Raw genomic sequence first — 21,821 nt, 5'->3', positions numbered from 1 at the left:
TCGCGCGGTGGGTTCGCGCGTTTAAGTTCAACCGCTGAACAAAGTCTCTCAGGCCCGGTATTCCAGCGGGTTACGAGGGTGTGTCCAGCTTCACTCGGGCCGCCACCGGCAGGTGGTCGCTGCCGGTGCGGGGCAGCGTCCAGGAGCTTTCCGGCTCGACGCCCCGGACCATGATCTGGTCGATCCGCGCCATCGGGAACGACGCCGGCCAGCTGAACCCGAAGCCGCTGCCCGCCGCGCCCTGGGTGGAGCGCAGCTGCGAGGTGACCGCGTTGAGCGAGCGGTCGTTCATGGTGCCGTTGAGGTCGCCGAGCAGCACCACCCGCTGCAGCGGCTCGTCGGCGATGGCCTCGCCGAGCGCGTCGGCGCTGGTGTCCCGCTGGCGGGCGGTGAAGCCGGCCTTCACCTTCACCCGCACCGAGGGCATGTGGGCGACGTACACCGCGACCGGGCCCTTCGGGGTCGCCACGGTGGCCCGCATCGCCCGCTTCCAGCCGAGCTTGATGTCCACGGCCTGGACGTCGCTCATCGGGTACTTGCTCCACAGCCCGACCGTGCCGACGACCGCGTGGTGCGGGTAGGTCGCCGCCAGCGCCTTCTCGTAGACGGGTACGGCGGAGCCGGGGATCTCCTCCAGGGCCAGGATGTCGGCGCCGGACGCGGCCACCGAGCGGGCCGTCGCGGTCGGGTCGGGGTTGTCGGCGTTGACGTTGTGGGTGGCCACCATCAGGTCGCCGCCGCCGCTGGTCTTGTCGGTGAGCAGCCCGCCGAACAGGTTCAGCCAGACGATCGCCGGCAGCAGTACCGCGACGAGCGCGGTCGCCGACCTGCGCAGCAGACCGCACAGCAGCAGCACCGGGACGGCCAGCCCCAGCCACGGCAGAAACGTCTCGGTCAGACTGCCGAGGTTGCCCACCCGGTTCGGGATGTGCGCGTGCAGCAGCATCACCAGGGCGAGCAGCAGCGCGCACAGGGCGAGCAGAATGCCCCTGCGCCACACGCCAGGATCGTTCCGCCAGCCGGCGAACAGACGGTGCATCAGGCGGCGGAACCGGTCTCCAGGTCGCTCGGGCCCCGAACCGCCGCCCGCCGTCTCCGTCATGTACGCCTGCTGCGCCATACCGTCTGCCTCACTGCCTGCCGTGCACACCGTTCGCCCCCGTGCTCTTCCGACCCTAGGGGATGTTCGGTGCTGTTCCCGCCGTCCCGTGACGGCCGTACGGAAGTCGAGGACGAACCGGGCGGCAGGAGAGGTTCCGATTACCGCCGCACACGCCCTGGTCTGTGACGAAACGCGTACACGAGCGCTACGACACTGTCGAGCTGACGGGCCGTAGACCGGCCAGCACGGTGTCGACGATCTCCTCCGCCAGCCCCTCCGGGAGCTGGGCGTCGGGGCGCAGCACGGATCGGATCAGGATCGGCCCGATGAACAGGTCGTTGGCCAGCTCCACGTCCACGTCCGGCCGGAGTTCGCCCTCCCGCTGCCCCCGGCGCAGCACGTCGAGGACGAGGTTGCGCCGGGGCACTATGACGTTCTCGTGGTAGGCGGCCCAGAGCCGGGGGTTGGTCTTCATCTGGGCGTGCACGTTGTGCAGCAGGGCCGAGGAGCGGCTGGCCAGTCCGCGCTGGCGCAGGTTCTCCATCAGGACCACGAGGTCGTCGCGCATGGAGCTGCCCGGCAGCTCCGGGTCGGGCGGCTCGGCGGCGCGCACGACGTCGATGAGCAGCTCTTCCTTGCCGCTCCAGCGCCGGTAGATGGTGGCCTTGCCGACCCCGGCGGTGCGGGCGATGCGCTCGATGGAGAGTTCGCCCAGGGACACGCCCTCCTCCAGGAGCGTCATCACGCCTTCCAGGATGGCCTGTTCCACGGCTTCGCTGCGGGGGCGGCCCCGGGTGGGGCCCTCCGGGCGGGGCCGGCTGCCGGCAAGGATCACGTCGTCCGTCCTTCCACTGTGCTGCGGGAATTCTCCCGCAGCCGCCTCCTTCCCCCGTGGAGATCCGCTGGAATGCCCGGTGGCCGGGGGTCGGTCCCCGGCCGCGACCATCAGTCCCCGGCCGCGACCAACTGCGCCTCCTTCTCCCCCCGCTGGGGGGCCGCCGGCCTGCCCGGCAGGAACAGGGCCGTCACCACGGCGCCGAGCAGCGCGACGGCCGCGCCGCACAGGGCGGTGGTGTGCATGGCGTGCAGGAACGCGTCGTTGGCCGGACCGACGAGCGCCTTGCCCCGCGGGCCGAGCTTCTCGGCGACGCCGAGGGTGGCCTCGATGGACTCGCCCGCGACGTCGCGCAGGCCGGGCGGCAGCATGCCGAGCTTGCCGTCGATGCCGTTGCGGTACGCCGTGGACAGCACCGAGCCGAGGACGGCGATGCCGAGGGCGCCGCCGACCTGGCGGAAGGTGTTGCTGAGCGCGGAGGCGGAGCCCGCCTTCTCGCGCGGCAGCGCCTGCATGATGACGACGGAGGTCGGCGTCATCACATGCGCCATGCCGGTGCCCATGAGGAAGAACATGACCTCCAGCACCCAGATCGGCGTGCCGGCCTGGAGGGTGGCGAAGGCGGCGAGCATCGCGGCGAGCAGCACCAGCCCGGCGGTGGTGGTGACCCGGTAGCCGAACCGCTCGACGACCAGCCGGGCGCGCGGCGCGAAGATCAGCTGCGCGGCGGCCAGCGGGAGCATCAGCACACCGGACTCCAGCGGGGAGTAGCCGCGCACGCTCTGGGTGTAGAAGACGGCGAAGAACGTGACGCCCATCAGCGCGAAGAAGACCAGCGCGATGGCGCCGATCGCGGCCGAGAAGACCTTGTTCCGGAAGTAGCCGACGTCCAGCGACGGGTGGTCGCTGCGCTTCTCGTAGATCACGAAGCCGGTGAGCACGGCGAGGCCGCCGATGATCGTCGCGAGCACCTTGGCGTCGGTGAAGTCGGCCAGCTCGCCGCCCTTGATGATGCCGTAGACGAGCAGCACGAGGCCGACGACGGACAGCACCACACCGACCGGGTCGAGCCGGCCGGGGCTGGGGTCGCGGGAGTCCGGGACGAGCCACAGCATCAGGGCGAGCGCGACGATCACGATCGGCACGTTGACCAGGAAGACCGAGCCCCACCAGAAGTGGTCCAGGAGCGCGCCGCCGGTGATCGGGCCGATGGCGATGGCGAGGCCGACACCGCCGGCCCAGATGCCGATGGCCTTGGGCTGCTCCTCGCGCTCGAAGACGTTCATCAGCACGGCGAGGGTGGCGGGCATCACGAAGGCGGCACCGACGGCCATCAGGGCGCGGAACGCGATCAGCTGCGTCGGGGAGCCGGACTCGGCGGCCAGGGCGGATCCGATGCCGAACACGGCGATGCCGCCGATCAGCACCTTCTTGCGGCCGAGGCGGTCACCGACGAGACCGGCGGTGAACAGCAGACCGGCGAAGACCAGGGTGTAGGCGTTGATCGCCCACTCGATCTCGCTCTGGGTGGCGCCGAGGCCGGTCGGCGCCGGGGTGGCGATGGTCTTGATGGCGACGTTCAGGATCGAGTTGTCGAGTACGACGATGAGCAGGCTGAGCATCAGCACGCCCAGGATCGCCCAGCGGCGCCGGTGCACCGCTTCCGGTATTCGCGGGGCGGGGATGGGACTTGTCATGGTTCGAGCCTACGACCATTTCGATACGGGACCGTCTCGTATCTAAATTTTTTTGCCCGGCCATTACTGCACAGGGGTGGAGTCCCCGCTGCGGAAGGGATCACACCCGCAACCCGGGGGGTCCCCCTGGCCGTGACTGGCACGAGGTGCCACCATGGAGACGATCCGGGGACGCCGTCAGGGCGCCTCGAGATGACTGAAGGAGCCGTTGCCATGACGCAGCTTTCGGCTGCCCAGAGCACGCAGCACACGCAGAGCACGCAGAAGTCCTCCGACGGCAGCAAGGCGCTGTACGGAGGGAAGAGCACCCGCCGCATCACCGTCCGCGACATCGCCCTCGCCAAGGAACGCGGCGAGAAGTGGCCCATGCTCACCGCCTACGACGCGATGACCGCCTCCGTCTTCGACGAGGCCGGGATCCCGGTGATCCTGGTCGGCGACTCGGCGGGCAACTGCCACCTCGGGTACGAGAGCACCGTGCCCGTCACCCTCGACGAGATGACCATGCTGTCGGCCGCCGTGGTCCGCGGCACCCAGCGCGCGCTGATCGTCGGCGACCTGCCCTTCGGCTCCTACCAGGAGGGCCCGGTGCAGGCGCTGCGCTCGGCGACCCGGCTGGTCAAGGAGGCCGGGGTCGGCGCGGTCAAGCTGGAGGGCGGCGAGCGCTCGCACGAGCAGATCCGGCTGCTGGTGGAGTCCGGCATCCCGGTCATGGCCCACATCGGCCTGACCCCGCAGTCCGTCAACGCGATGGGCTACCGGGTGCAGGGCCGGGGCGAGGAGGCGGCCCAGCAGCTGCTGCGCGACGCCAAGTCCGTCCAGGACGCGGGCGCCTTCGCGGTCGTCCTGGAGCTGGTGCCGGCGGAGCTGGCGGCCGAGGTGACGCGGGTGCTGCACATCCCGACGGTCGGCATCGGCGCGGGGCCGGAGACCGACGCGCAGGTCCTGGTCTGGACGGACATGCTGGGGCTGACCTCCGGCCGGGTCCCGAAGTTCGTCAAGAAGTACGCGAACCTGCGTGAGGTCATGGGCGACGCGGCGCGCGCGTTCGCCGAGGACGTCGTCGGCGGAACGTTCCCGCTGGAGGAGCACTCCGTCCACTAGGCCCACTAGGCCACTGCGGAAACACCAGGGCAGCCCGCCGATCATCCCCCGTCGGCGGGCTGCACCTTTTTGCGCCGGGCGCGTGTCGGGCGTTGTCGGCAGGTTGTCGGAGAACTGTCGGTGGTTTGTCGGTGGGGGCTGGCAGTGTCTTGGGCATGACGCGAATCGATGACAACCCCGTCGGCGAAAGCCGCGCAGTGACGGTGCGGGGACTGGTCAAGCACTACGGCGAGACCAAGGCGCTCGACGGTGTGGACCTGGATGTGCGGGAAGGCACCGTGATGGGGGTGCTCGGGCCGAACGGCGCCGGGAAGACCACCCTCGTACGGATTCTGTCCACCCTGATCACACCGGACGCCGGACAGGCCACCGTGGCCGGGTACGACGTCGTACGGCAGCCCCGGCAGCTGCGCCGGGCGATAGGACTGACCGGGCAGTACGCCTCGGTGGACGAGAAGATCCCGGGCTGGGAGAACCTCTACATGATCGGGCGGCTGCTGGACCTGTCCCGCAAGGAGGCCCGCGCCCGCGCCGACGAGCTGCTGGAGCGGTTCTCGCTGACCGAGGCCGCCCGCCGCCCGGCCGGCACCTACTCCGGCGGTATGCGGCGGCGGCTGGACCTGGCCGCATCGATGATCGGCCGGCCCGCCGTGCTGTACCTGGACGAGCCGACGACCGGGCTCGACCCCCGCACCCGCAACGAGGTGTGGGACGAGGTCAAGGCGATGGTCGGCAACGGGGTGACCGTGCTGCTGACCACCCAGTACATGGAAGAGGCCGAGCAGCTCGCCGACGAGCTGACGGTGGTGGACCGCGGCAAGGTCATCGCCGCCGGCGGCATCGACGAGCTGAAGGCCCGCGTCGGCGGACGCACCCTGCGGGTACGGCCGGTCGACCCGCTGGAGCTGCACCCGCTCGCCGCGATGCTGGACGAGCTGGGCATCACCGGCCTCGCCACCACCACGATCGACGCCGAGACCGGCACCCTGCTGGTGCCGATCCTCAGCGACGAGCAGCTCACCGCGGTGATCGGCGCGGTCACCGCGCGCGGCATCACCCTCTCCTCCGTCACCACCGAACTGCCCAGCCTGGACGAGGTGTTCCTGTCCCTCACCGGCCACCGCGCCGGTGCCCCCGAGGACCGCACCGCGTCCGCCGACTCCCGCGAGGAGGTCGCCGTATGAGCGCCGCCACCACCACCGCCCCCGCCACGGACCACCTGACCGACGCCCGGATCCCGCTGCGCGGGCACCTGCGGCACACCGGGGCGCTCATCCGGCGCAACCTGCTGTGGATCCGGCAGGACCCGGAGTCGATGTTCGACGCACTGCTGATGCCGGTCGTCTTCACGCTGCTGTTCGTGTACGTCTTCGGCGGCTCGATCGGGCTGGCGCTGGGCGGCGGTCAGGACAGATACGTGCAGTACGTCATCCCCGGCATGATCGCGATGATGAGCATGTCGCTGTCCCAGGGCGTCGGCACCGGGTTCAGCCAGGACTTCAACAGCGGGGTCATGGACCGGTTCCGGACGCTGCCGATCGGGCGCGGCTCCGTGCTCTTCGCGAAGATCGCCGTGGAGCTGGCGCGGATGCTGTTCGCCACGACCGTGCTGATGGTCGTCGCCGTCCTGGTCGGCTTCCACATCCATCACTGGGTCGGGCTGTTCGCGGCCGTGGGGCTGTCCGCGCTGTTCGCCTCCTCGATCATGTGGGTGTTCCTGACCCTCGGCGTGATCCTGAAGAGCGCCCAGTCGGTGCAGGCGATGGGCTTCCTGGTGCTGTTCCCGCTCCAGTTCGGCTCGTCGATCTTCGCGCCGACCACCTCCATGCCGGGCTGGCTGCGGCACTTCACCGACTACAACCCGCTGTCCACGCTCGCCGACGCCTCCCGTGGCCTGATGGTGGGCGGCCCGGTGGCGCACGACCTGTGGGTGACCGTCGCCTGGTCGGTGGCGATCACCGCGGTCATGGCACCGGTCGCGATCCACAAGTTCCGTACGAAGAGCTGAGCCGTGGCTCAGAGCAGGGCGGTGGCCTCCGCGAGGGAGAGGCCACCGCCCTCGGCGTACGCGGCGTCGTACGCCTGCTCGTCCAGCACCTCCCGGACCCGGGCCTCGGCCATCTCGTACAGCCGGCGCTCCATGCCGGAGGAGAGGTGTCCCGGCGGCAGCAGGGCGTCGGCGGCGCCCAGGCAGCGGGCCGCGTCGGCGGCGCGGCCGCCCTCGCCGTCGGCGGCGAGGGCCATCGCGGCGGCGCCGAGCACGATGGACGGCAGCTGCGGGGAGACGGTCCGGGCCAGTGGCTCGACGGCCAGCCGGAGCGTCTCGCGGGCCCGGGACAGGGCCTGCTCGACACGGCCGTCCAGGGCGTCCAGCCAGGCCTCCTGGGTGAGGATCTGCGCGTCGAAGACGACGAAGTGCGCGATGCCGAACTCCTCGCGCAGCAGCCGCAGTTGCTCGCGCGCCTCGGGTGTACGGCCGGTCAGGCCGAGCCAGCAGGCGAGGAAGAGCCGGGCGGCGGGCATGGCCTCGTTGGCGACGCCCTGCCGGCCGGCGATGACCTCCCGCAGCAGCCGTTCGCCGCGCTCCGTCTCGCCCTGCTCCATGAGCACGTTGCCGAGGCGCGCGGTGAGGATGGCGGTCTGGGCGTGCGCGCCGAGCCGCTCGGCGTGTTCCATGGCGGCCGTGTAGTCGGCTGCGGCCTCCCGGTAGGCGCCCTTGCGCTCATGGGCCTCGCCGCGCGCGGACAGCGCCTCGGCGGTGCCCCACGCGTCGCCGAGGCGGCGGAAGATCTCCAGCGCCTCCTCGGCGTCGCGGGCGGCGTCACCGGCCCAGGCGGAGCGGTTGGCGAGGAGGTTGGCGCGCAGCTGGAGGGCGCCGGCCAGCTCCCACTCGAAGCCCGGGGTCTCCCGGCTGGTCCGTACGCTGGCGTCGATGACGGTCCGCATCCGGTCGGCGCCGCTGGTCATCATCTCGGCGAAGAGCCAGAGCATGGCGGGCGGCCGGCAGGTCTGTGGCAGGCCCGGCTCGTAGACCTGGGTGATGATCCGTATCTTGGCCCGCGCCTCGGGTGTCTGCCAGGCGTCCAGTTCGGTGTCCATGCAGGCGAGATGGGCCAGGTGGACCCCGCGCCGGGCCTCGGCGAGGACCTCGCCGGAGTACGGGGGCGGGCTGTCGGTGCAGCGCCGCCACACCGGGCGGGCCCGGCGCACCGGCTCGGTGAAGGGGTCGGGGCCGAGCGCCATGACCTCCGAGCACCAGGTGCGTATCTCGATGCGCTGGTCGCGCATCCACCAGAACCACTGGAGGGACAGCACCAGGCAGAGCGCCTCCTGCTCGTCGCGGGCGGCGACCGCGTGCCTCAGGGCGGTGCGCAGGTTCTCGTACTCCAGCTGGAACCGGTCGATCGCGGCACGCTGTCCGGGGCCGCGCGTCAACGCGTCGGTGGCCCGGGCGAGTTCGCGGTAGTACACCAGATGGGCGCGCTCGGCCTCGGCGCGGCCGCCGGTCTCGGCGAGCCGTTCGGCAGCGTACTCGGCGACGGTCTCCAGCAGCCGGTAGCGCATCGTGCCGTCGGCCGAAGGGGCGGCCACCACGAGGGACTTGTCCACGAGGGAGCCGAGGGCGTCCAGGGCGGCCGGGCCGCACACCGCCTCGGCGGCGGCCAGGTCGCAGCCGCCGGCGAAGACCGACAGCCGGGCGAGGACGTCCCGTTCGGCGGCGTCCAGCAGCTCCCAGGACCAGTCCACGACGGCCCTCAGCGTCTGCTGGCGGGGCAGGACGGTGCGGCTGCCGGAGGTGAGCAGCCGGAACCGGTCGTCCAGCCGGTCCGCTATCTGGCGCGGTGTCAGCATCCGCAGCCGGGCCGCGGCCAGCTCGATCGCGAGGGGCAGTCCGTCCAGGCGCCGGCAGATCTCGGCCGCCGCCTCGGGATCGTCCTCGACCCGGAAGCCGGGCCGGGCCGCCGCGCCCCGGTCGGCGAGCAGCCGCAGCGCGACCGGTTCCGGCAGCGGCTCCACCGGCCGGACCAGCTCCCCCGGTACGGCGAGGGGTTCGCGGCTGGTGGCGAGGACGGTCAGGTGCGGGCAGCGGGCCAGCAGGCGCTCGGCGAGGCGGGCGGCGGCCTCGATCACATGCTCGCAGTTGTCGAGGATGATCAGCATCCGGCGCCGGGCGCAGTACTCCACGAGCCGTTCGAGGGGGTCGTCGTGCCGGTCGGCGACCGCGCGCATGCCGTCCGCGCCGGCGCCGTGCAGCACGGTCTCGCGGGCGCCGATCGCGGTGAGCACGGCGTGCGGTACGGCTTCGGGGTCGTCCACGGGGGCCAGCTCGGCCAGCCACACCCCGTCCCGGAGGGTGTGCCGTACCGCCTCGGCGGCCTCCTGCGACAGCCGGGTCTTCCCGGCGCCGCCGGGCCCGAGCAGGGTGACCAGCCGGGCGCGGGCGAGATCGGCGCCGATGGCCGCGATGTCGGCCTCCCGGCCGACGAAGGAGGTGAGCCGGGCGGGCAGGTTGCCGGGCGGGGCCGCGGGCGCGGCCGTTGTCGGGGCCGTGGCCGGTGCGGTGCTTCCGGCCAGCAACTCGACGTGCAGGGCGCGCAGTTCGGGGCCCGGGTCGGAGCCGAGCCGGTCGGCGAGCAGACGGCGTACGTCCTCGTAGCCGGCGAGCGCCTGGGCCGGGCGGCCGGCGTCGCGCAGGGCGCGCAGCCGCAGGGCCTGGAGCGGCTCGTCCAGCGGGTGGGCGTCGCACAGGGCGGTCAGCTCGGGCAGCGCCTCCTCGGCGTGGCCGAGGGCCAGGGCGGCGCCGTGCCGGGCGCGCAGGGCGTCCAGGCGGCGGGTCTCCCAGCGGGCCGCCTCGGCGCTGTGCTCGGGCAGGTCGGCGAGGGCCGGGCCGCGCCACAGGCCGAGGGCGTCGTCCAGCACGGCGGCGGCCTTGGCGGGGTCGCCGTCGGCGAGGGCGGCGAGGCCGTCGCCGGTCAGCCGGTCGAAGCGGGTGAGGTCGACGTCGTCGGGGGTGGCGGTGAGCCGGTAGCCGCCGTCGGCGGAGGCCACGGCCTCGGCGCCGAGGGTGCGGCGGAGGCGGCCGACCAGCGCCTGGAGCGCGCCGTTGGCGTCGGCCGGCGGGTCGGCGCCCCACACCTCCTCGACGAGCACGCCGACCGGCACGATGCGGCCGGGGCGCAGCGCGAGCACGCTCAACAGGGCACGCAGGCGGGCTCCGCCCAGGGTGACGGGCGTGCCGTCGGGGCGCAGCGCTTGGGTGGTACCGAGCAGGCGATAGCGCACGGGGTTCACTGTCTCCGGGGGGTGGTCCGAGGTGGTCGGGGTGGTCGGGGTGGTCAGAGGTCGCCGGGGTCGTCGCGGTCGTCCGCCGGTGTCTCCCGGGGCAGGTCCCGGGACCCGGTGACGTCGAGCGTGACCAGGAGGCCCTCGACGCGGCGGACCCGGCGCGGCCCCTCGCCCCCGGTCGGCGGATCCTCCTCGAACCGGCTGGGACTGGCGTCGGCGGGTTCCCGGGTCAGCGTGCCGGGCAGCGGTTCCGCGCGGTAGGCGGCGGGCAGGAGGACCAGTCCGGCGGGCTCTGTACCGTCGGATGCGGGGGGCCGCGCCATGAGTTCCCGCACGCGCGGGTCGGTGTGGACCAGGTACTCCTGGCACACCAGCTCGATCGCGGTGACCCGGCCGGTGGTGGCCCGGTCGGGGCCGCCGTGGTTCTCCACCCAGGCCTCGGCGCCGTGGCCCTCGCCGCGCCGGCGGGCCCGGCGGTCGTAGCGGACCAGCCGCCAGGCCACCTCGTCGCCCACCGCGAACGGCGTGCCGCAGCACTCCATCTGCCAGTCCTCGTAGAAGACCCTCATCCGCGCCATTCCCCCAGCTTCCAGGAACCGGACGGCGATCGCGAGACGTTTCCCCCTCGAGTCGCGCGGCCGGTACGGTCGCACTCCGCGACCGTCCCCGGCCACCGCAGGAGCCGCACATGACCACCGCCACCACCCGGCACGGCGACCGCCGGGTCAGCCCCGTGTTCGTCGGGATCCTGGCCGTCACGGCGGTGACCGGCTGGGCCACCTGGACCGGTTTCGCGGCGCAGCCGGGGCTCGCGGTGTTCCTGTTCGTGACGGCGGCCTGGATCGTCTCCCTGTGCCTGCACGAGTACGCGCACGCGCGCACCGCCCTGCACAGCGGGGACATCACGGTCGGCGCCAAGGGGTATCTCACGCTGAACCCGCTGAAGTACACGCACGCCCTGCTGAGCATCGTGCTGCCGGTGCTGTTCGTGATCATGGGCGGGATCGGTCTGCCGGGCGGCGCGGTGTTCATCGAGCGCCACCGCATCCGGGGCCGCTGGCGGCACAGCCTGATCTCGGCGGCCGGCCCGCTGACGAACGTGCTGTTCGCGGCGGTGTGCACGGCCCCCTTCTGGCTGCACGCGCTGGACGGCGTGCCGCCGGACTTCCGGTACGGCCTGGCGTTCCTGGCGCTGCTCCAGGTGACCGCGGCGATCCTGAACTTCCTGCCGGTGCCGGGCCTGGACGGCTACGGCGTGCTCGAGCCGTGGCTGTCGTACGACGTGAAGCGGCAGGTGGAGCCGTTCGCGCCGTTCGGTCTGCTGTTCGTGTTCGCGCTGCTGTGGGTGCCGTCGGTCAACGGTGTGTTCTTCGACGCGATCGACGCGGTGCTGCGCGCGCTGGGCGTGGACGACTTCTCGCAGGCCTGCGGCCACGCGCTCTACCAGTTCTGGAAGGGCACCCCCGAGGTGTGCACGGTCAGCCCGTGACCGAGCCGTCACGCCCGGCGGCGACGCGGGCGCGCTTCACGTAGTACCAGGTCATGTTGGACGACAGACCCGCCAGCAGCACCCAGACGATCCCCAGCCAGCTGCCCTGGACGAAGGAGACGACGGCCGCGGCCACGGCGAGGACGCAGACGACAAGGGTGTAGAGGGCGATGCGGGGCATGACGGACGGCTCCTGTCGGGGACACTGCTCGGTACTTCTTCGCCGACCAGTGTCCCCCATGGGTCATACGTCCGTGACGCGGAGCCCGGCGTGTGCCTTGTAGCGGCGGTTGACGGAGATCAGGTTGGCGACCAGCGACTCGACCTGGTGGGCGTTGCGCAGCCGGCCGGCGAAGACGCCGCGCATGCCGGGGATGCGCCCGGCGAGGGCCTGGACGATCTCGACGTCGGCCCGCTCCTCGCCCAGCACCATCACATCGGTGTCGATCCGCTCGATCTCCGGGTCCTGGAGCAGGACGGCCGACAGGTGGTGGAAGGCGGCGGTGACCCGGGAGTCCGGCAGCAGGGCGGCGGCCTGCTCGGCGGCGCTGCCCTCCTTGGGCTTGAGGGCGTAGGCGCCCTTCTTGTCGAAGCCGAGCGGGTTGACGCAGTCCACGACGAGCTTGCCGACCAGCTCCTCGCGCAGCGACTCCAGGGTGGCGCCGTGCCCGTCCCACGGCACGGCGACGATCACGATGTCGCTGCGGCGCGCGGTCTCGGCGTTGTCGGCGCCCTCGATGCCGTGGCCGAGTTCCTCGGCGGCGGCCGCGGCGCGCTCGGCGGCGCGGGAGCCGATGATCACCTTCTGGCCGGCCTGGGCGAGCCGGTAGGCGAGGCCCTTGCCCTGGGGTCCGGTACCGCCGAGCACGCCGACGACGTACCCGGAGACGTCGGGCAGGTCCCAGGGGTCCTTGGCGGGGGCCTTGGCGGCGGCCTTCGCGGGGGTCTGTGCGCTGTCGCTGGAGGTCGTAGAGGTCATGGGCCGACTCTACGTCCGGGGGGCGAGCTCGCTCGCCGGTGTCCCCGGGTCGGGGGAATCCGGGGTGAACGCCCCGCCCCGGGGGCGCGGTTGCGGCAGGATCCGGCACATGGACGCCGTACGGGTCGCGCTGCTGCGGGAAGTGCTCGCCGGGACCGAGTGGCTGGGGGCCACCCGGAGGTTCGGCGGGGTGCTGCGGGATTCGGTGGTGGCGCACGGGGGCGGGCTGCTGCTGGTGGGCACGCCCGCGTACGAGCCGTGGCATCTGGCGGCGCATCTGGTGGACGAGGCGGCCTGGTCGGGCACGCCGGAGCTGGCGCCGACGCTGGTACGGCACGGTGCGCGCCCCAGTGACCCCGCGCATCTGGCGGTCGGCCCGGGCCGTATCGAGGCGGCGCGGCGCGGCGAGACCCTGCTGGTCGTGGCGCCCGAGGAGCCCGCGCCGCTGCTGGAGCGGGTGCACGACGCCCGGCGGGCCGGGGTCAGGGTGCTGGCGCTGGGCGCGGGCGGGGGCGAGCTGGCGGCGATGGCCCACGAGACGCTGGCGGTGCCGGACGGCGCCGAGCTGGACCTGGACACGGTCCAGCACCTGGTCAGCGCGGCGGCCGGGGAGAACGGCGGGGTCTCTCCGAGGGTCCGGCGGGGGCTGCGGGACCGGTTGGCACGGCTGGCGGAGGCCCTGACGGCACCGCCGCCCGCCCCCTGGTGACGTCGGCCGGTCAGTCCTCCTCGGAGCCGTCACCGGGCGGGGTGTCGTGCCAGCGCGGGTCGGTCTCCCACTGGAGGTTGCGCTTCTGGGCGGTCTCCATCGCGGCCTCGGCCTCCTGGCGGGAGGCGTACGGTCCGAAGCGGTCCTTGCCCGGGCAGTCCGGGCCCTCCTCCACCTTCTTGTGCTCCAGGCAGTAGTACCACTCGCCGGGCTTACCGGCCGTGCGCTTCTTGAACAGCGCCATGAACGGCTCCTTTCGCCATCGACATGGTGCCCCATGTGCGTGGATAGACTCGCTTGCATGTCTGGCCAGTCGCTGCTCGTCCCAGGGGAGCTGTCTCCCACCCGTTCGGTACCCGGAAACATCCGCCGTCCCGAGTACGTCGGCAAGCCCGCGCCGACGCCCTACACCGGTCCGGAGGTGCAGACCCCGGAGACCATCGAGGCGATGCGGATCGCCGGCCGTATCGCCGCGCAGGCGATGGAGGAGGCCGCGAAGATCATCGCGCCGGGCGTCACCACGGACCAGCTGGACAAGGTCGCGCACGCGTACATGTGCGACCACGGCGCCTACCCGTCGACGCTCGGCTACCGCGGCTTCCCGAAGTCGCTGTGCACCTCGGTCAACGAGGTCATCTGCCACGGCATCCCGGACTCGACGGTGCTGCGCGACGGTGACATCGTCAACCTGGACGTGACGGCGTACATCGGCGGGGTGCACGGCGACAACAACGCCACCTACCTGGTCGGGGAGGTGGACGAGGAGTCGCGGCTGCTGGTGGAGCGGACCCGCGAGGCGCTCAACCGCGCGATCAAGGCGGTCAAGCCGGGCCGGCAGATCAATGTCATCGGCCGGGTGATCGAGTCGTACGCCAAGCGGTTCGGGTACGGCGTGGTGCGGGACTTCACCGGGCACGGGATCAACTCGTCGTTCCACTCCGGGCTGATCATCCCGCACTACGACAGCCCGCACGCGACCACGGTGATGCAGCCCGGGATGACGTTCACCATCGAGCCGATGCTGACGCTGGGGACGCACGAGTACGACATGTGGGACGACGGCTGGACGGTCGTCACGAAGGACCGCAAGCGGACCGCACAGTTCGAGCACACCCTGGTGGTGACGGAGACCGGCGCGGAGATCCTCACCCTGCCGTGACACCGGCCCCCCTGCCGCTGCCCGCCCTCGTTCCGGGGGCGGGCTTTTTCGTACCGGTGAACGGCGCTCCGATGTTTTTCCGACAGCGCGTCGGTAAAATTACCGACAGCAGGTCGGACAGCTGAGGAGAACCCCATGGAGCCGTTCTCGACCCTCATCCGCACCGCGACCCGCGAACAGCACGCGGCGGCGGAGACCTCGACGTTCATGACCGACCTGCTCGGCGGCCGGCTCGGCGTGTCCGCGTACGCGCGCTACACCGAACAGCTCTGGTTCGTGTACGAGGCGCTGGAGCGTACGGCCGCCGCCCTGGCCGGGGATCCGCTGGCCGGTCCCTTCATACGCCCCGAGCTGTTCCGGCTGGCCGCGCTGGAGCGGGACCTGGCGCATCTGCGGGGGCCCGGCTGGCGGGCGGGGCTGAGCGCGCTGCCCGCCACCCGGGCGTACGCGGACCGGATCCGGGAGTGCGCCGAGCACTGGCCCGGCGGCTATGTCGCCCACCACTACACCCGCTACCTCGGCGATCTGTCCGGCGGCCAGGTCATCCGGGACCGGGCGGAGCGGACGTGGGGCTTCGCGAGGAAGGGCGACGGCGTCCGCTTCTATGTCTTCGAGGGCCTGTCCAGCCCGGCCGCCTTCAAGCGGTCGTACCGCGAACTCCTGGACGCGATACCGGCGGACGAGCTGGAGCGGCAGCGGATCGCCGGCGAGTGCAGGCGGGCGTTCACCTTGAACACGGACGTGTTCCGGGCCCTGGGCGAGGAGTTCCGGCTGAGCGCCTGACGGTTGCCCGGCGTTCTGAACGCCTGAGCGTTGCCTAGCGTTCGAGGACGACCCGGCCGCCGATCTCCACCCAGCCGTGCGGCTGGGGTGCGGTGAGGAGCTGGGAGCCCTTGCCCTGGGTGATGTTGAGGGCGCGGCCCAGCCGGTCGGTGAGCAGGAGAGCCGCGGCGCCCGTCGCCTCGTCCTCCTCGATGCCGTCGCCGCGGCCGGGGAAGCCCCGGGCGCGGACCCGGCCGGCCGCCTCGTCCTCCCAGGCCCACGCGTAGATCCACTCCCCCGGCGGCGGCACCTGAAGGGCGTCCACCTCGGCGGCGGTGGCGTACTGGCGCAGGGTCCGCGGCGGCACCCACTCCGCGCGGGCCTCGATCCAGCTGAACTCGCCGTCCAGCCGGGCGCCGACCACCCCGGCCGGGGTGACCAGTTCGGGCACGTCGAGCAGCCAGGCGGCGCCGACGCAGGGGTAACCGGCGAAGGGCAGCCGCACGCCGGGGGTGTAGATGTCGATCACGCCGCGCTCGGGGTCGTCCACGAACACGGTCTCGCTGAACCCGAGTTTGGCCGCGAGGGCCTGCCGGTCGCTCCGCTCGGGCAGCAGCGAGCCCTCGCGGACGACGCCGAGTTCGTTGCCGTAACCGCCGTTCGGTGCGCAGAAGACGCGGAGTACGTCGTAATCAGTCACGCGGGCATTGAAACATCGCGGCCCGGGCGAGCGCGTCCCAGGCGGGGGCGCCGCCGGGCAGCAGGTGGGTGCCGGTGCCCACCACGGCGTAGGGCAGCTCGGCGAGGGCGTCGCCGTAGCCCCGCTCGATGGTGACCCGTTGGCGCTCGGTGCCGGGACCGGGCGGGAGGGCGGCGAGCCGCTCCAGGTGGTACTCGTAGGCCCGGGCGATCTCGTCGGCGCCCTCCTGCTGCTTGTCGGCGTCGGGCACCCGGGTGAGCACCACGGACTCGGGGATCCGCCCCTCGGCCAGCGCGGCCACCGCCCGGTCGTGCCCGTCGAGCAGCAGCCAGCCGTCGAGGAAGGTCACCCACCACAGCAGGACCGGCGCGGCCGTGCCCTCGCGGACCTGCTTGCGGTACGCCTTGACCCGGCCGGAGTCGGGCGGCGACAGCGGGCGCAGCGGCAGGACGCCGTGCCAGCCGCCGCCGCAGTACAGCTCGAGGCTGCCGCCGGGCCACTCGCGGACGAGGTCGGCGTCCCAGATGCCGGGCGGGAAGCCGGTGCGCAGGGCCAGTTCCCAGCGGCCGTCGGCCAGTGGGGTGCCGTCGGCGTGTTCCAGCAGACGGGCGTAGGTGTGCGGCCAGTTGACCGAGGAGCGCTGGAGCGCCGCGGTGGGCGGCGGCAGCGGCGAGCGGTAGCCGTCGAGCCGGTGCAGATGCAGATCGCGGCAGCAGCTCGGGCCGGCCACCGAGCGGCCGAGCAGCAGGGGGCGCCCGGACTGACGGAGCAGCAGTCTGCCGTCGTCGGCGGTCTCGAAGCGCAGCGGGGGCGGATCCGGCCGGTTTCGGATGTCCAGGACCAGGCGGTGCTCCCCGAGGAACTCCCGGCGCGCGTTCTCCATGGCCGCAAGCCTTCCACACGGCCCGGTGAGAGATGAATCACCGCAGGATTGGGTAAGACTCAGGTAAGGCTCAGTTAAATTAGGCAAGCCTCACCAACCTTACTTGCCTGGAGCCTGCATGCGAGCCGCCCGACTGACCGTCATCGCCGCCGCCGGCGCTGCCGCTCTGACCGCCCTCACAGCCTGCACGGCGAAGAGCGACGCCAAGGACGGCGACGCCATCCGGGTCACCGCCGCCGACGCCACCTGCGACACCTCGGCCCACTCCGTGCCCGCCGGCCAGGTCACGCTGAAGATAGAGAACAAGGGCGCCCACGCCACCGAGGTCGAGATCCTGCTCCCGGACGACCGGATCGTCTCCGAGAAGGAGAACATCGGCCCCGGCACCAAGTACACGCTGACCGCCGAGGTGAAGGCCGGTTCGTACGAGATCGCCTGCCGCCCCGGTATGAAGGGCCGCGGCGTCCGGCAGAAGCTCACCGTCACCGGCGGGGCCCGGGCCGCGCAGCGGGACCCGCGGCTGGACCAGGCGGTCGCCGCGTACCGGCAGTACGCGCAGGACCAGGCCGACGCCACCGTGCCGCTCGCCGAGACCTTCGCCAAGGCCGTCCGGGACGGCGACCTCGACGCCGCGAAGAAGGCCTACGCGCCCTCGCGCCTCGGCTGGGAGCGCACCGAGCCGATCGCCGAGTCCTTCGGCACCATCGACCCGAAGATCGACACCCGCGCCGACGGCCTGGAGAAGGGCCAGAAGTGGACCGGCTGGCACCGGCTGGAGAAGGCTCTCTGGCAGGACCGGAAGATCGGTGCCGAGGAGAAGGCCCTCGCCGCCCAGCTGGTGACGGACCTGAAGGACTGGCGGGACCGGGTCGGCACCGCCCAGATCACCCCCACCTCCATGGCCAACGGCGCCAAGGAGCTGCTGGATGAGGTCGCCACCGGCAAGGTCACCGGCGAGGAGGACCGCTACGCGCACACCGACCTGGTCGACTTCAAGGGCAACGTCGAGGGCGCGCAGAAGGCGTACGAGCTGCTGAAGCCGGTCGCCGCGAAGAACGACCCGGCGCTGGCCAAGGAGCTGGACAAGCAGTTCCCGGCGCTGAACACGCTGCTGGACAAGTACCGCACCGACAAGAAGTCCTACGACTTCGTCTCCTACGACAAGGTGACCGAGGACCAGCGCAAGGAGCTGTCGGACGCGGTGAACGCGCTCGCCGAGCCGCTGTCCAAGCTCGCCGCCGCGGTGGTGAAGTGACCATGACCGAGCAGAACCAGGCGCCCTCTCCCTCGCGCCGGGCGCTGATCGGCTGGGGCGGGGCCGGGCTCGCGCTCGGTGCCGCGGCGGCCGGCGGCGCGGTGGCGATGGCCGGGGCGGGCGACGACATGGCCCCGGCAGCCGCCGACGCGGGCGGCGCGGTGCCGTTCCACGGCGCCCACCAGGCCGGCATCGCCACACCGGTGCAGGACCGGCTGCACTTCGCCGCGTTCGACGTGAAGACCGAGGACCGCGCCGAGTTCGTGCAGCTGCTGAAGGACTGGACCGAGGCGGCCCGGCGGATGACGGCCGGCAAGCCGGTCGGCGAGGGCGCCTTCGACGGGCTCGCCGAGGCGCCGCCGGACGACACCGGCGAGGCGATGGGGCTGAAGCCGTCCCGGCTGACCCTCACCCTCGGCTTCGGGCCGTCCCTGTTCGAGAAGTTCGGCCTGCACGACCGGCGGCCGGCCGCCCTGGTCGACCTGCCGCAGTTCCCCGGGGACAACCTGGAGAAGGCCCGCACCGGCGGCGACCTGTGCGTGCAGGCCTGCGCGGACGATCCGCAGGTCGCCGTGCACGCCATCCGCAACCTGGCCCGGATCGGCTTCGGCAAGGTCGCCGTCCGCTGGTCCCAGCTGGGCTTCGGCAAGACCTCCTCGACCACCCCGGACGCGCAGACCCCGCGCAACCTCTTCGGCTTCAAGGACGGCACCCGCAACATCGCGGGCACCGAGACGGACCGGCTGAAGAAGCACGTCTGGGTGGGCGAGGGCGACGGCCCGGCCTGGATGACCGGCGGGTCGTACCTCGTCGCCCGGCGCATCCGCATGAACATCGAGACCTGGGACCGCACCCCCTTGCAGGAGCAGGAGGACGTGTTCGGGCGGGACAAGCGCGAGGGCGCCCCGGTCGGCAAGGCCAAGGAGCACGACGAGCCGTTCCTGAAGGCGATGAAGCCCACCGCGCACGTGCGGCTCGCGCACCCGGACGCCAACGGCGGCATCACCATCCTGCGCCGCGGCTACTCCTTCACCGACGGCACCGACGGGCTCGGCCGGCTGGACGCGGGCCTGTTCTTCCTGGCCTACCAGCGGGACGTGCGCCACGGCTTCATCCCGCTCCAGCGCCAGCTGTCCGCGCACGACGCGCTCAACGAGTACACGCAGCACGTGGGTTCGGCCGTCTTCGCGGTGCCGCCCGGCGTCCGGGACGCCGGCGACTGGTGGGGCCGCACCCTGTTCTCGAAGGAGGCGTAGCAGTGTTCTCCAACTACCTGCTCGGACTGCGGGAGGGCCTGGAGGCGTCGCTCGTCGTCTGCATCCTGATCGCCTACCTGGCCAAGACCGGCCGCCGGGACGCCCTGAAGCCGATCTGGACCGGCATCGCCATCGCGATCGCCATCGCCATGGGCTTCGGCTGCGCCCTGGAGTACGGCTCGCAGGAGCTGACCTTCAAGGCCCAGGAGGCGCTCGGCGGCTCGCTGTCGATCGTCGCCGTCGGCCTGGTCACCTGGATGGTGTTCTGGATGCGGCGCACCGCCCGGCACCTGAAGTCGGAGCTGCACGGCAAGCTGGACGCGGCCCTCGCGCTGGGCACCGGCGCCCTGGTCGCCACCGCCTTCCTCGCCGTCGGCCGGGAGGGCCTGGAGACCGCGCTGTTCGTGTGGGCGTCGGTGCACGCGGCGAGCGACGGCACCCCGCGTCCGCTGGCCGGAGCGGCACTCGGCCTGGCCACCGCCGTGCTGCTCGGCTGGCTGTTCTACCGCGGCGCCCTGCGGATCAACCTGGCCAGGTTCTTCACCTGGACCGGCGGCATGCTGGTCGTGGTCGCGGCGGGCGTGCTGGCCTACGGCTTCCACGACCTCCAGGAGGCCGGCTGGATCCCGGGCATCAACCGGCTCGCCTTCGACATCAGCGGCACCATCCCGCCGGACAGCTGGTACGGCACGCTGCTCAAGGGCGTGTTCAACTTCCAGCCCGACCCGACGGTCGTACAGATCACGGTGTGGGCGCTGTACTTGGTCCCGGTACTCGGGCTGTTCCTCTCCCCGGTAGGGTTCGCCTCCGGAAAGGGGAAGGTGAAGGAGCCCGATGACCAGGGAACGCAGCCGTCGACGGCGTCGGCGTGACCGGAACGCACTCATAGCGGCCTCGCTGACCGCTTTGTCGCTGACCGCGAGCGGATGCATGGTGGTGCACGGCGAGCGCACGGTCCTCCCGGCCGCGACGCGCGCCGAGACCACCAGGGCGCTCACCGCCTTCACGGACGCGTACAACAAGGCCGACAAGGCCTACGACAGTTCCCTGGACGCCCCCTATGTCACCGGCCCGTTCGGTGACGTCGACGCCGCGCGGCTGAAGGCCGGGCACACCAACAGCCCGTCGGGCAACTCCGGTCACGTGCCGCTGAAGCTGACGGACGTGAAGATCACGATCCCGAAGAAGGCGGGCTGGCCGCGCTGGTTCGTCGCCGACGCCAAGGGCAACATCGCCACCGGCTACCGCTGGCTGCTCGTCTTCACCCGGGGCGACCTCGGCGAGCGCTGGCGGGTGTCGTATCTGACGCTGGTGCGGCCCGGTGCCGTACCCGCCTTCACGACCGGTGACGACGGTTTCGCCGAGGCGGTGCCGGCCGACGCCGCCGGGCTGGCGATGAAGCCGGCCGAGCTGAGCAAGGCCTACACGGGCTATCTGAAGAACGGTGGCAGCGGCTTCGCCGAGGGCCCCTTCACCAGCGGGCTGCGCGCCGGCCGCACCCACCAGGCCAAGCGGCCGGGGCTGGTCCGGCAGTACCTCGACCAGCCGCTCGACCACGGCGCCTACGCCCCGCTCGCGCTGCGCACCGCGGACGGCGGCGCGCTGGTCTTCTTCAGCACGCACCACTTCGAGAAGCAGACGGCCGCCCAGGGCACCTCGGTACCGGCCCAGACGAAGGACGTGCAAGCCCTGACCCAGGGCGAGATCAAGCAGTCGCTGACGCTGGAGTCCGTCGCCGGCGATGTCGCCGTGGACCCGGCGGGCGGCGGGCAGGTGCGGATGCTCGGGCGGCTCCAGGGGCTCACGGCGGCCAAGGGCGAGTAGCGCCCCCGGCGCGGTCAGTGCCGCAGCGGCCAGGGGGCGGCGGTGTCCGCGTACCGGGCGCAGACGTCGGTGAGGACCTCCAGCAGGGTCAGCGGGTCCGGCAGCGGATGCTCCGGTCCGCGGGTCCAGCGCACCTGCTGGTCGTCGTCGCCGGGCAGCCGGGCGGGCGGCACCAGGACGTAGGAGCCCCGGCAGTGCCAGCGCAGGCCGGGGTGCTCGTCCATGGTCTCGGGGTGGCAGTCCAGCTCACAGGGCCACCACTCGTCCTCGTCCTCCGGGGTGCCCCGAGTCAGCGTGAAGAACAGCATGCGGCCGTCGTCGCTCTCGGCGACCGGGCCGACCTCGACGCCCGCGTCGAGCAGCCGGCCGAGGGCCTCGCGCCCGGCCTCCAGGGGCACGTCCAGCACGTCGTGCACCATGCCGGTGGCGGTGATGAAGTTGGCCTGCGGCTGGTGCCGGGCCCAGCGCTCGATCTGGGCGCGGTCGGTCGTGGACTGGGTCTGCCAGGCGAACGACACCGGGTGCCGGGCCGGGGTGGGACAGCCCACGCGGTCGCAGGAGCACCGGTAGCCGGGGGCGGGGTGGGCGGCAGGCGCGAGCGGCAGGCCCGCCGCGGCGGCGGCCACCAGCAGGTCCTCACGGCCGCCGGGGTCGGCGGTCTCCTTCGCACGGCGTCCGAGCAGCCACTGGGAGAGTTTGCCCTGCCGACCGGACCGGCCGCCGAACGTCGCGCTCATCTATCCCCTCGGTTTGGTGGTCGCCAGGTGAGTGGTCGCCTCGC

The 21,821-nt window shown here is 72.4% G+C and carries 22 protein-coding genes; 11 read left to right on the top strand and 11 right to left on the bottom strand.

What is annotated here, in order from left to right; genetic code table 11:
* Positions 1-70 precede the first annotated feature (70 nt).
* The 3 genes from ACWCV9_RS10120 to ACWCV9_RS10110 form a co-directional block, all read right to left on the bottom strand.
* Positions 71-1,039 (bottom strand): endonuclease/exonuclease/phosphatase family protein, encoded by a 969-nt coding sequence (locus tag ACWCV9_RS10120; RefSeq protein ID WP_450785782.1) that lies wholly within the window; start codon positions 1,037-1,039, stop codon positions 71-73.
* Between the two features lie 268 nt (positions 1,040-1,307).
* Positions 1,308-1,937, bottom strand: a complete 630-nt coding sequence (locus ACWCV9_RS10115) for a TetR/AcrR family transcriptional regulator (protein ID WP_450785358.1) — start codon at positions 1,935-1,937, stop codon at positions 1,308-1,310.
* Between the two features lie 110 nt (positions 1,938-2,047).
* On the bottom strand, positions 2,048-3,634 hold the full coding sequence (locus tag ACWCV9_RS10110) for an MFS transporter (RefSeq protein WP_450785356.1): 1,587 nt from the start codon (positions 3,632-3,634) through the stop codon (positions 2,048-2,050).
* A 213-nt stretch (positions 3,635-3,847) separates the two neighbouring features.
* Between ACWCV9_RS10110 and panB the strand changes: the two genes are divergently transcribed.
* The 3 genes from panB (at position 3,848) to ACWCV9_RS10095 (ending at position 6,746) form a co-directional block, all read left to right on the top strand.
* Complete coding sequence (gene panB / locus ACWCV9_RS10105) at positions 3,848-4,738, top strand: 3-methyl-2-oxobutanoate hydroxymethyltransferase (RefSeq protein WP_450785354.1); 891 nt, start codon at positions 3,848-3,850, stop codon at positions 4,736-4,738.
* 155 nt (positions 4,739-4,893) lie between these two features.
* On the top strand, positions 4,894-5,922 hold the full coding sequence (locus tag ACWCV9_RS10100; protein ID WP_450785353.1) for an ATP-binding cassette domain-containing protein: 1,029 nt from the start codon (positions 4,894-4,896) through the stop codon (positions 5,920-5,922).
* The gene (locus ACWCV9_RS10095) at positions 5,919-6,746 is read left to right on the top strand and encodes an ABC transporter permease (protein WP_450785352.1); all 828 of its coding nucleotides are present in this window, start codon (positions 5,919-5,921) and stop codon (positions 6,744-6,746) included. Before ACWCV9_RS10100 ends, ACWCV9_RS10095 begins: the two co-directional genes overlap by 4 nt.
* Positions 6,747-6,754: 8 nt before the next feature.
* Here ACWCV9_RS10095 and ACWCV9_RS10090 read toward each other — a convergent pair whose 3' ends face one another.
* Positions 6,755-10,030 carry a BTAD domain-containing putative transcriptional regulator gene (locus tag ACWCV9_RS10090; protein ID WP_450785351.1) on the bottom strand — a complete coding sequence of 1,092 codons (3,276 nt, stop codon included), beginning with the start codon at positions 10,028-10,030 and terminating at the stop codon, positions 6,755-6,757.
* 44 nt (positions 10,031-10,074) lie between these two features.
* Positions 10,075-10,593, bottom strand: a complete 519-nt coding sequence (locus tag ACWCV9_RS10085) for a DUF6578 domain-containing protein (RefSeq protein ID WP_450785349.1) — start codon at positions 10,591-10,593, stop codon at positions 10,075-10,077.
* Positions 10,594-10,712: 119 nt separating this feature from the next.
* On the opposite strand from ACWCV9_RS10085, the gene ACWCV9_RS10080 reads away from it, so the two are divergent.
* Positions 10,713-11,513: a site-2 protease family protein gene (locus tag ACWCV9_RS10080; RefSeq protein ID WP_450785348.1), complete on the top strand. Its 801-nt coding sequence runs from the start codon at positions 10,713-10,715 to the stop codon at positions 11,511-11,513.
* Here ACWCV9_RS10080 and ACWCV9_RS10075 read toward each other — a convergent pair.
* Together ACWCV9_RS10075 and npdG are read right to left on the bottom strand one after the other, a co-directional pair.
* Complete coding sequence (locus tag ACWCV9_RS10075) at positions 11,503-11,754, bottom strand: hypothetical protein (protein WP_450785346.1); 252 nt, start codon at positions 11,752-11,754, stop codon at positions 11,503-11,505. The two genes, ACWCV9_RS10080 and ACWCV9_RS10075, sit on opposite strands and share 11 nt — an antisense overlap.
* Positions 11,755-11,757: 3 nt before the next feature.
* Positions 11,758-12,492 carry an NADPH-dependent F420 reductase gene (npdG, locus tag ACWCV9_RS10070; protein WP_450785345.1) on the bottom strand — a complete coding sequence of 245 codons (735 nt, stop codon included), beginning with the start codon at positions 12,490-12,492 and terminating at the stop codon, positions 11,758-11,760.
* 109 nt (positions 12,493-12,601) lie between these two features.
* Between npdG and ACWCV9_RS10065 the strand changes: the two genes are divergently transcribed.
* Positions 12,602-13,201, top strand: coding sequence for a hypothetical protein (locus ACWCV9_RS10065; RefSeq protein WP_450785343.1), 600 nt, complete (start codon positions 12,602-12,604; stop codon positions 13,199-13,201).
* 10 nt (positions 13,202-13,211) lie between these two features.
* Here the strand turns inward: ACWCV9_RS10065 and ACWCV9_RS10060 are convergent, their stop codons facing one another.
* Positions 13,212-13,445, bottom strand: a complete 234-nt coding sequence (locus ACWCV9_RS10060) for a hypothetical protein (protein WP_450785341.1) — start codon at positions 13,443-13,445, stop codon at positions 13,212-13,214.
* 57 nt (positions 13,446-13,502) lie between these two features.
* On the opposite strand from ACWCV9_RS10060, the gene map reads away from it, so the two are divergent.
* Together map and ACWCV9_RS10050 are read left to right on the top strand one after the other, a co-directional pair.
* Positions 13,503-14,360 carry a type I methionyl aminopeptidase gene (gene map / locus ACWCV9_RS10055; protein ID WP_450785339.1) on the top strand — a complete coding sequence of 286 codons (858 nt, stop codon included), beginning with the start codon at positions 13,503-13,505 and terminating at the stop codon, positions 14,358-14,360.
* 135 nt (positions 14,361-14,495) lie between these two features.
* Positions 14,496-15,143 (top strand): biliverdin-producing heme oxygenase, encoded by a 648-nt coding sequence (locus ACWCV9_RS10050; RefSeq protein ID WP_450785338.1) that lies wholly within the window; start codon positions 14,496-14,498, stop codon positions 15,141-15,143.
* A 34-nt stretch (positions 15,144-15,177) separates the two neighbouring features.
* Here the strand turns inward: ACWCV9_RS10050 and ACWCV9_RS10045 are convergent, their stop codons facing one another.
* A complete protein-coding gene (locus ACWCV9_RS10045; protein ID WP_450785336.1) occupies positions 15,178-15,822 on the bottom strand; it encodes a PhzF family phenazine biosynthesis protein in 645 nt (214 codons plus the stop codon).
* Positions 15,815-16,705 carry a hypothetical protein gene (locus ACWCV9_RS10040; RefSeq protein ID WP_450785334.1) on the bottom strand — a complete coding sequence of 297 codons (891 nt, stop codon included), beginning with the start codon at positions 16,703-16,705 and terminating at the stop codon, positions 15,815-15,817. Before ACWCV9_RS10040 ends, ACWCV9_RS10045 begins: the two co-directional genes overlap by 8 nt.
* Positions 16,706-16,823: 118 nt before the next feature.
* Here ACWCV9_RS10040 and efeO point away from each other — a divergent pair, with 118 nt between their 5' ends.
* Genes efeO through ACWCV9_RS10020 form a run of 4 tightly spaced genes read left to right on the top strand, consistent with a single transcriptional unit; the run spans position 16,824 to position 21,040 of the window.
* Positions 16,824-17,960 (top strand): iron uptake system protein EfeO, encoded by a 1,137-nt coding sequence (efeO, locus tag ACWCV9_RS10035; RefSeq protein ID WP_450785332.1) that lies wholly within the window; start codon positions 16,824-16,826, stop codon positions 17,958-17,960.
* A 2-nt stretch (positions 17,961-17,962) separates the two neighbouring features.
* Complete coding sequence (gene efeB, locus ACWCV9_RS10030) at positions 17,963-19,216, top strand: iron uptake transporter deferrochelatase/peroxidase subunit (RefSeq protein WP_450785331.1); 1,254 nt, start codon at positions 17,963-17,965, stop codon at positions 19,214-19,216.
* Between the two features lie 2 nt (positions 19,217-19,218).
* Positions 19,219-20,088 (top strand): iron uptake transporter permease EfeU, encoded by an 870-nt coding sequence (gene efeU / locus ACWCV9_RS10025; protein ID WP_450785329.1) that lies wholly within the window; start codon positions 19,219-19,221, stop codon positions 20,086-20,088.
* Positions 20,051-21,040 (top strand): hypothetical protein, encoded by a 990-nt coding sequence (locus tag ACWCV9_RS10020; RefSeq protein ID WP_450785327.1) that lies wholly within the window; start codon positions 20,051-20,053, stop codon positions 21,038-21,040. The genes efeU and ACWCV9_RS10020 overlap by 38 nt, the downstream gene beginning before the upstream one ends.
* Before the next feature lie 14 nt (positions 21,041-21,054).
* Here ACWCV9_RS10020 and ACWCV9_RS10015 read toward each other — a convergent pair whose 3' ends face one another.
* A complete protein-coding gene (locus ACWCV9_RS10015; RefSeq protein WP_385845166.1) occupies positions 21,055-21,777 on the bottom strand; it encodes a bifunctional DNA primase/polymerase in 723 nt (240 codons plus the stop codon).
* Between the last annotated feature and the right edge of the window lie 44 nt (positions 21,778-21,821).

Source organism: Streptomyces sp. NPDC001606 (genome assembly GCF_053596835.1).
This window is presented reverse-complemented; position numbering and strand designations above follow the sequence as displayed.

Coding starts and splice junctions, on each gene's coding strand:
- ACWCV9_RS10120 (WP_450785782.1), bottom strand. CDS start 1,039: ATGCACCGTCTGTTCGCCGGCTGGCGGAACGATCCTGGCGTGTGGCGC.
- ACWCV9_RS10110 (WP_450785356.1), bottom strand. CDS start 3,634: ATGACAAGTCCCATCCCCGCCCCGCGAATACCGGAAGCGGTGCACCGG.
- panB (WP_450785354.1), top strand. CDS start 3,848: ATGACGCAGCTTTCGGCTGCCCAGAGCACGCAGCACACGCAGAGCACG.
- ACWCV9_RS10100 (WP_450785353.1), top strand. CDS start 4,894: ATGACGCGAATCGATGACAACCCCGTCGGCGAAAGCCGCGCAGTGACG.
- ACWCV9_RS10095 (WP_450785352.1), top strand. CDS start 5,919: ATGAGCGCCGCCACCACCACCGCCCCCGCCACGGACCACCTGACCGAC.
- ACWCV9_RS10085 (WP_450785349.1), bottom strand. CDS start 10,593: ATGAGGGTCTTCTACGAGGACTGGCAGATGGAGTGCTGCGGCACGCCG.
- ACWCV9_RS10080 (WP_450785348.1), top strand. CDS start 10,713: ATGACCACCGCCACCACCCGGCACGGCGACCGCCGGGTCAGCCCCGTG.
- ACWCV9_RS10075 (WP_450785346.1), bottom strand. CDS start 11,754: ATGGGGGACACTGGTCGGCGAAGAAGTACCGAGCAGTGTCCCCGACAG.
- npdG (WP_450785345.1), bottom strand. CDS start 12,492: ATGACCTCTACGACCTCCAGCGACAGCGCACAGACCCCCGCGAAGGCC.
- ACWCV9_RS10065 (WP_450785343.1), top strand. CDS start 12,602: ATGGACGCCGTACGGGTCGCGCTGCTGCGGGAAGTGCTCGCCGGGACC.
- ACWCV9_RS10060 (WP_450785341.1), bottom strand. CDS start 13,445: ATGGCGCTGTTCAAGAAGCGCACGGCCGGTAAGCCCGGCGAGTGGTAC.
- map (WP_450785339.1), top strand. CDS start 13,503: ATGTCTGGCCAGTCGCTGCTCGTCCCAGGGGAGCTGTCTCCCACCCGT.
- ACWCV9_RS10050 (WP_450785338.1), top strand. CDS start 14,496: ATGGAGCCGTTCTCGACCCTCATCCGCACCGCGACCCGCGAACAGCAC.
- ACWCV9_RS10040 (WP_450785334.1), bottom strand. CDS start 16,705: ATGGAGAACGCGCGCCGGGAGTTCCTCGGGGAGCACCGCCTGGTCCTG.
- efeO (WP_450785332.1), top strand. CDS start 16,824: ATGCGAGCCGCCCGACTGACCGTCATCGCCGCCGCCGGCGCTGCCGCT.
- efeB (WP_450785331.1), top strand. CDS start 17,963: ATGACCGAGCAGAACCAGGCGCCCTCTCCCTCGCGCCGGGCGCTGATC.
- ACWCV9_RS10020 (WP_450785327.1), top strand. CDS start 20,051: ATGACCAGGGAACGCAGCCGTCGACGGCGTCGGCGTGACCGGAACGCA.
- ACWCV9_RS10015 (WP_385845166.1), bottom strand. CDS start 21,777: ATGAGCGCGACGTTCGGCGGCCGGTCCGGTCGGCAGGGCAAACTCTCC.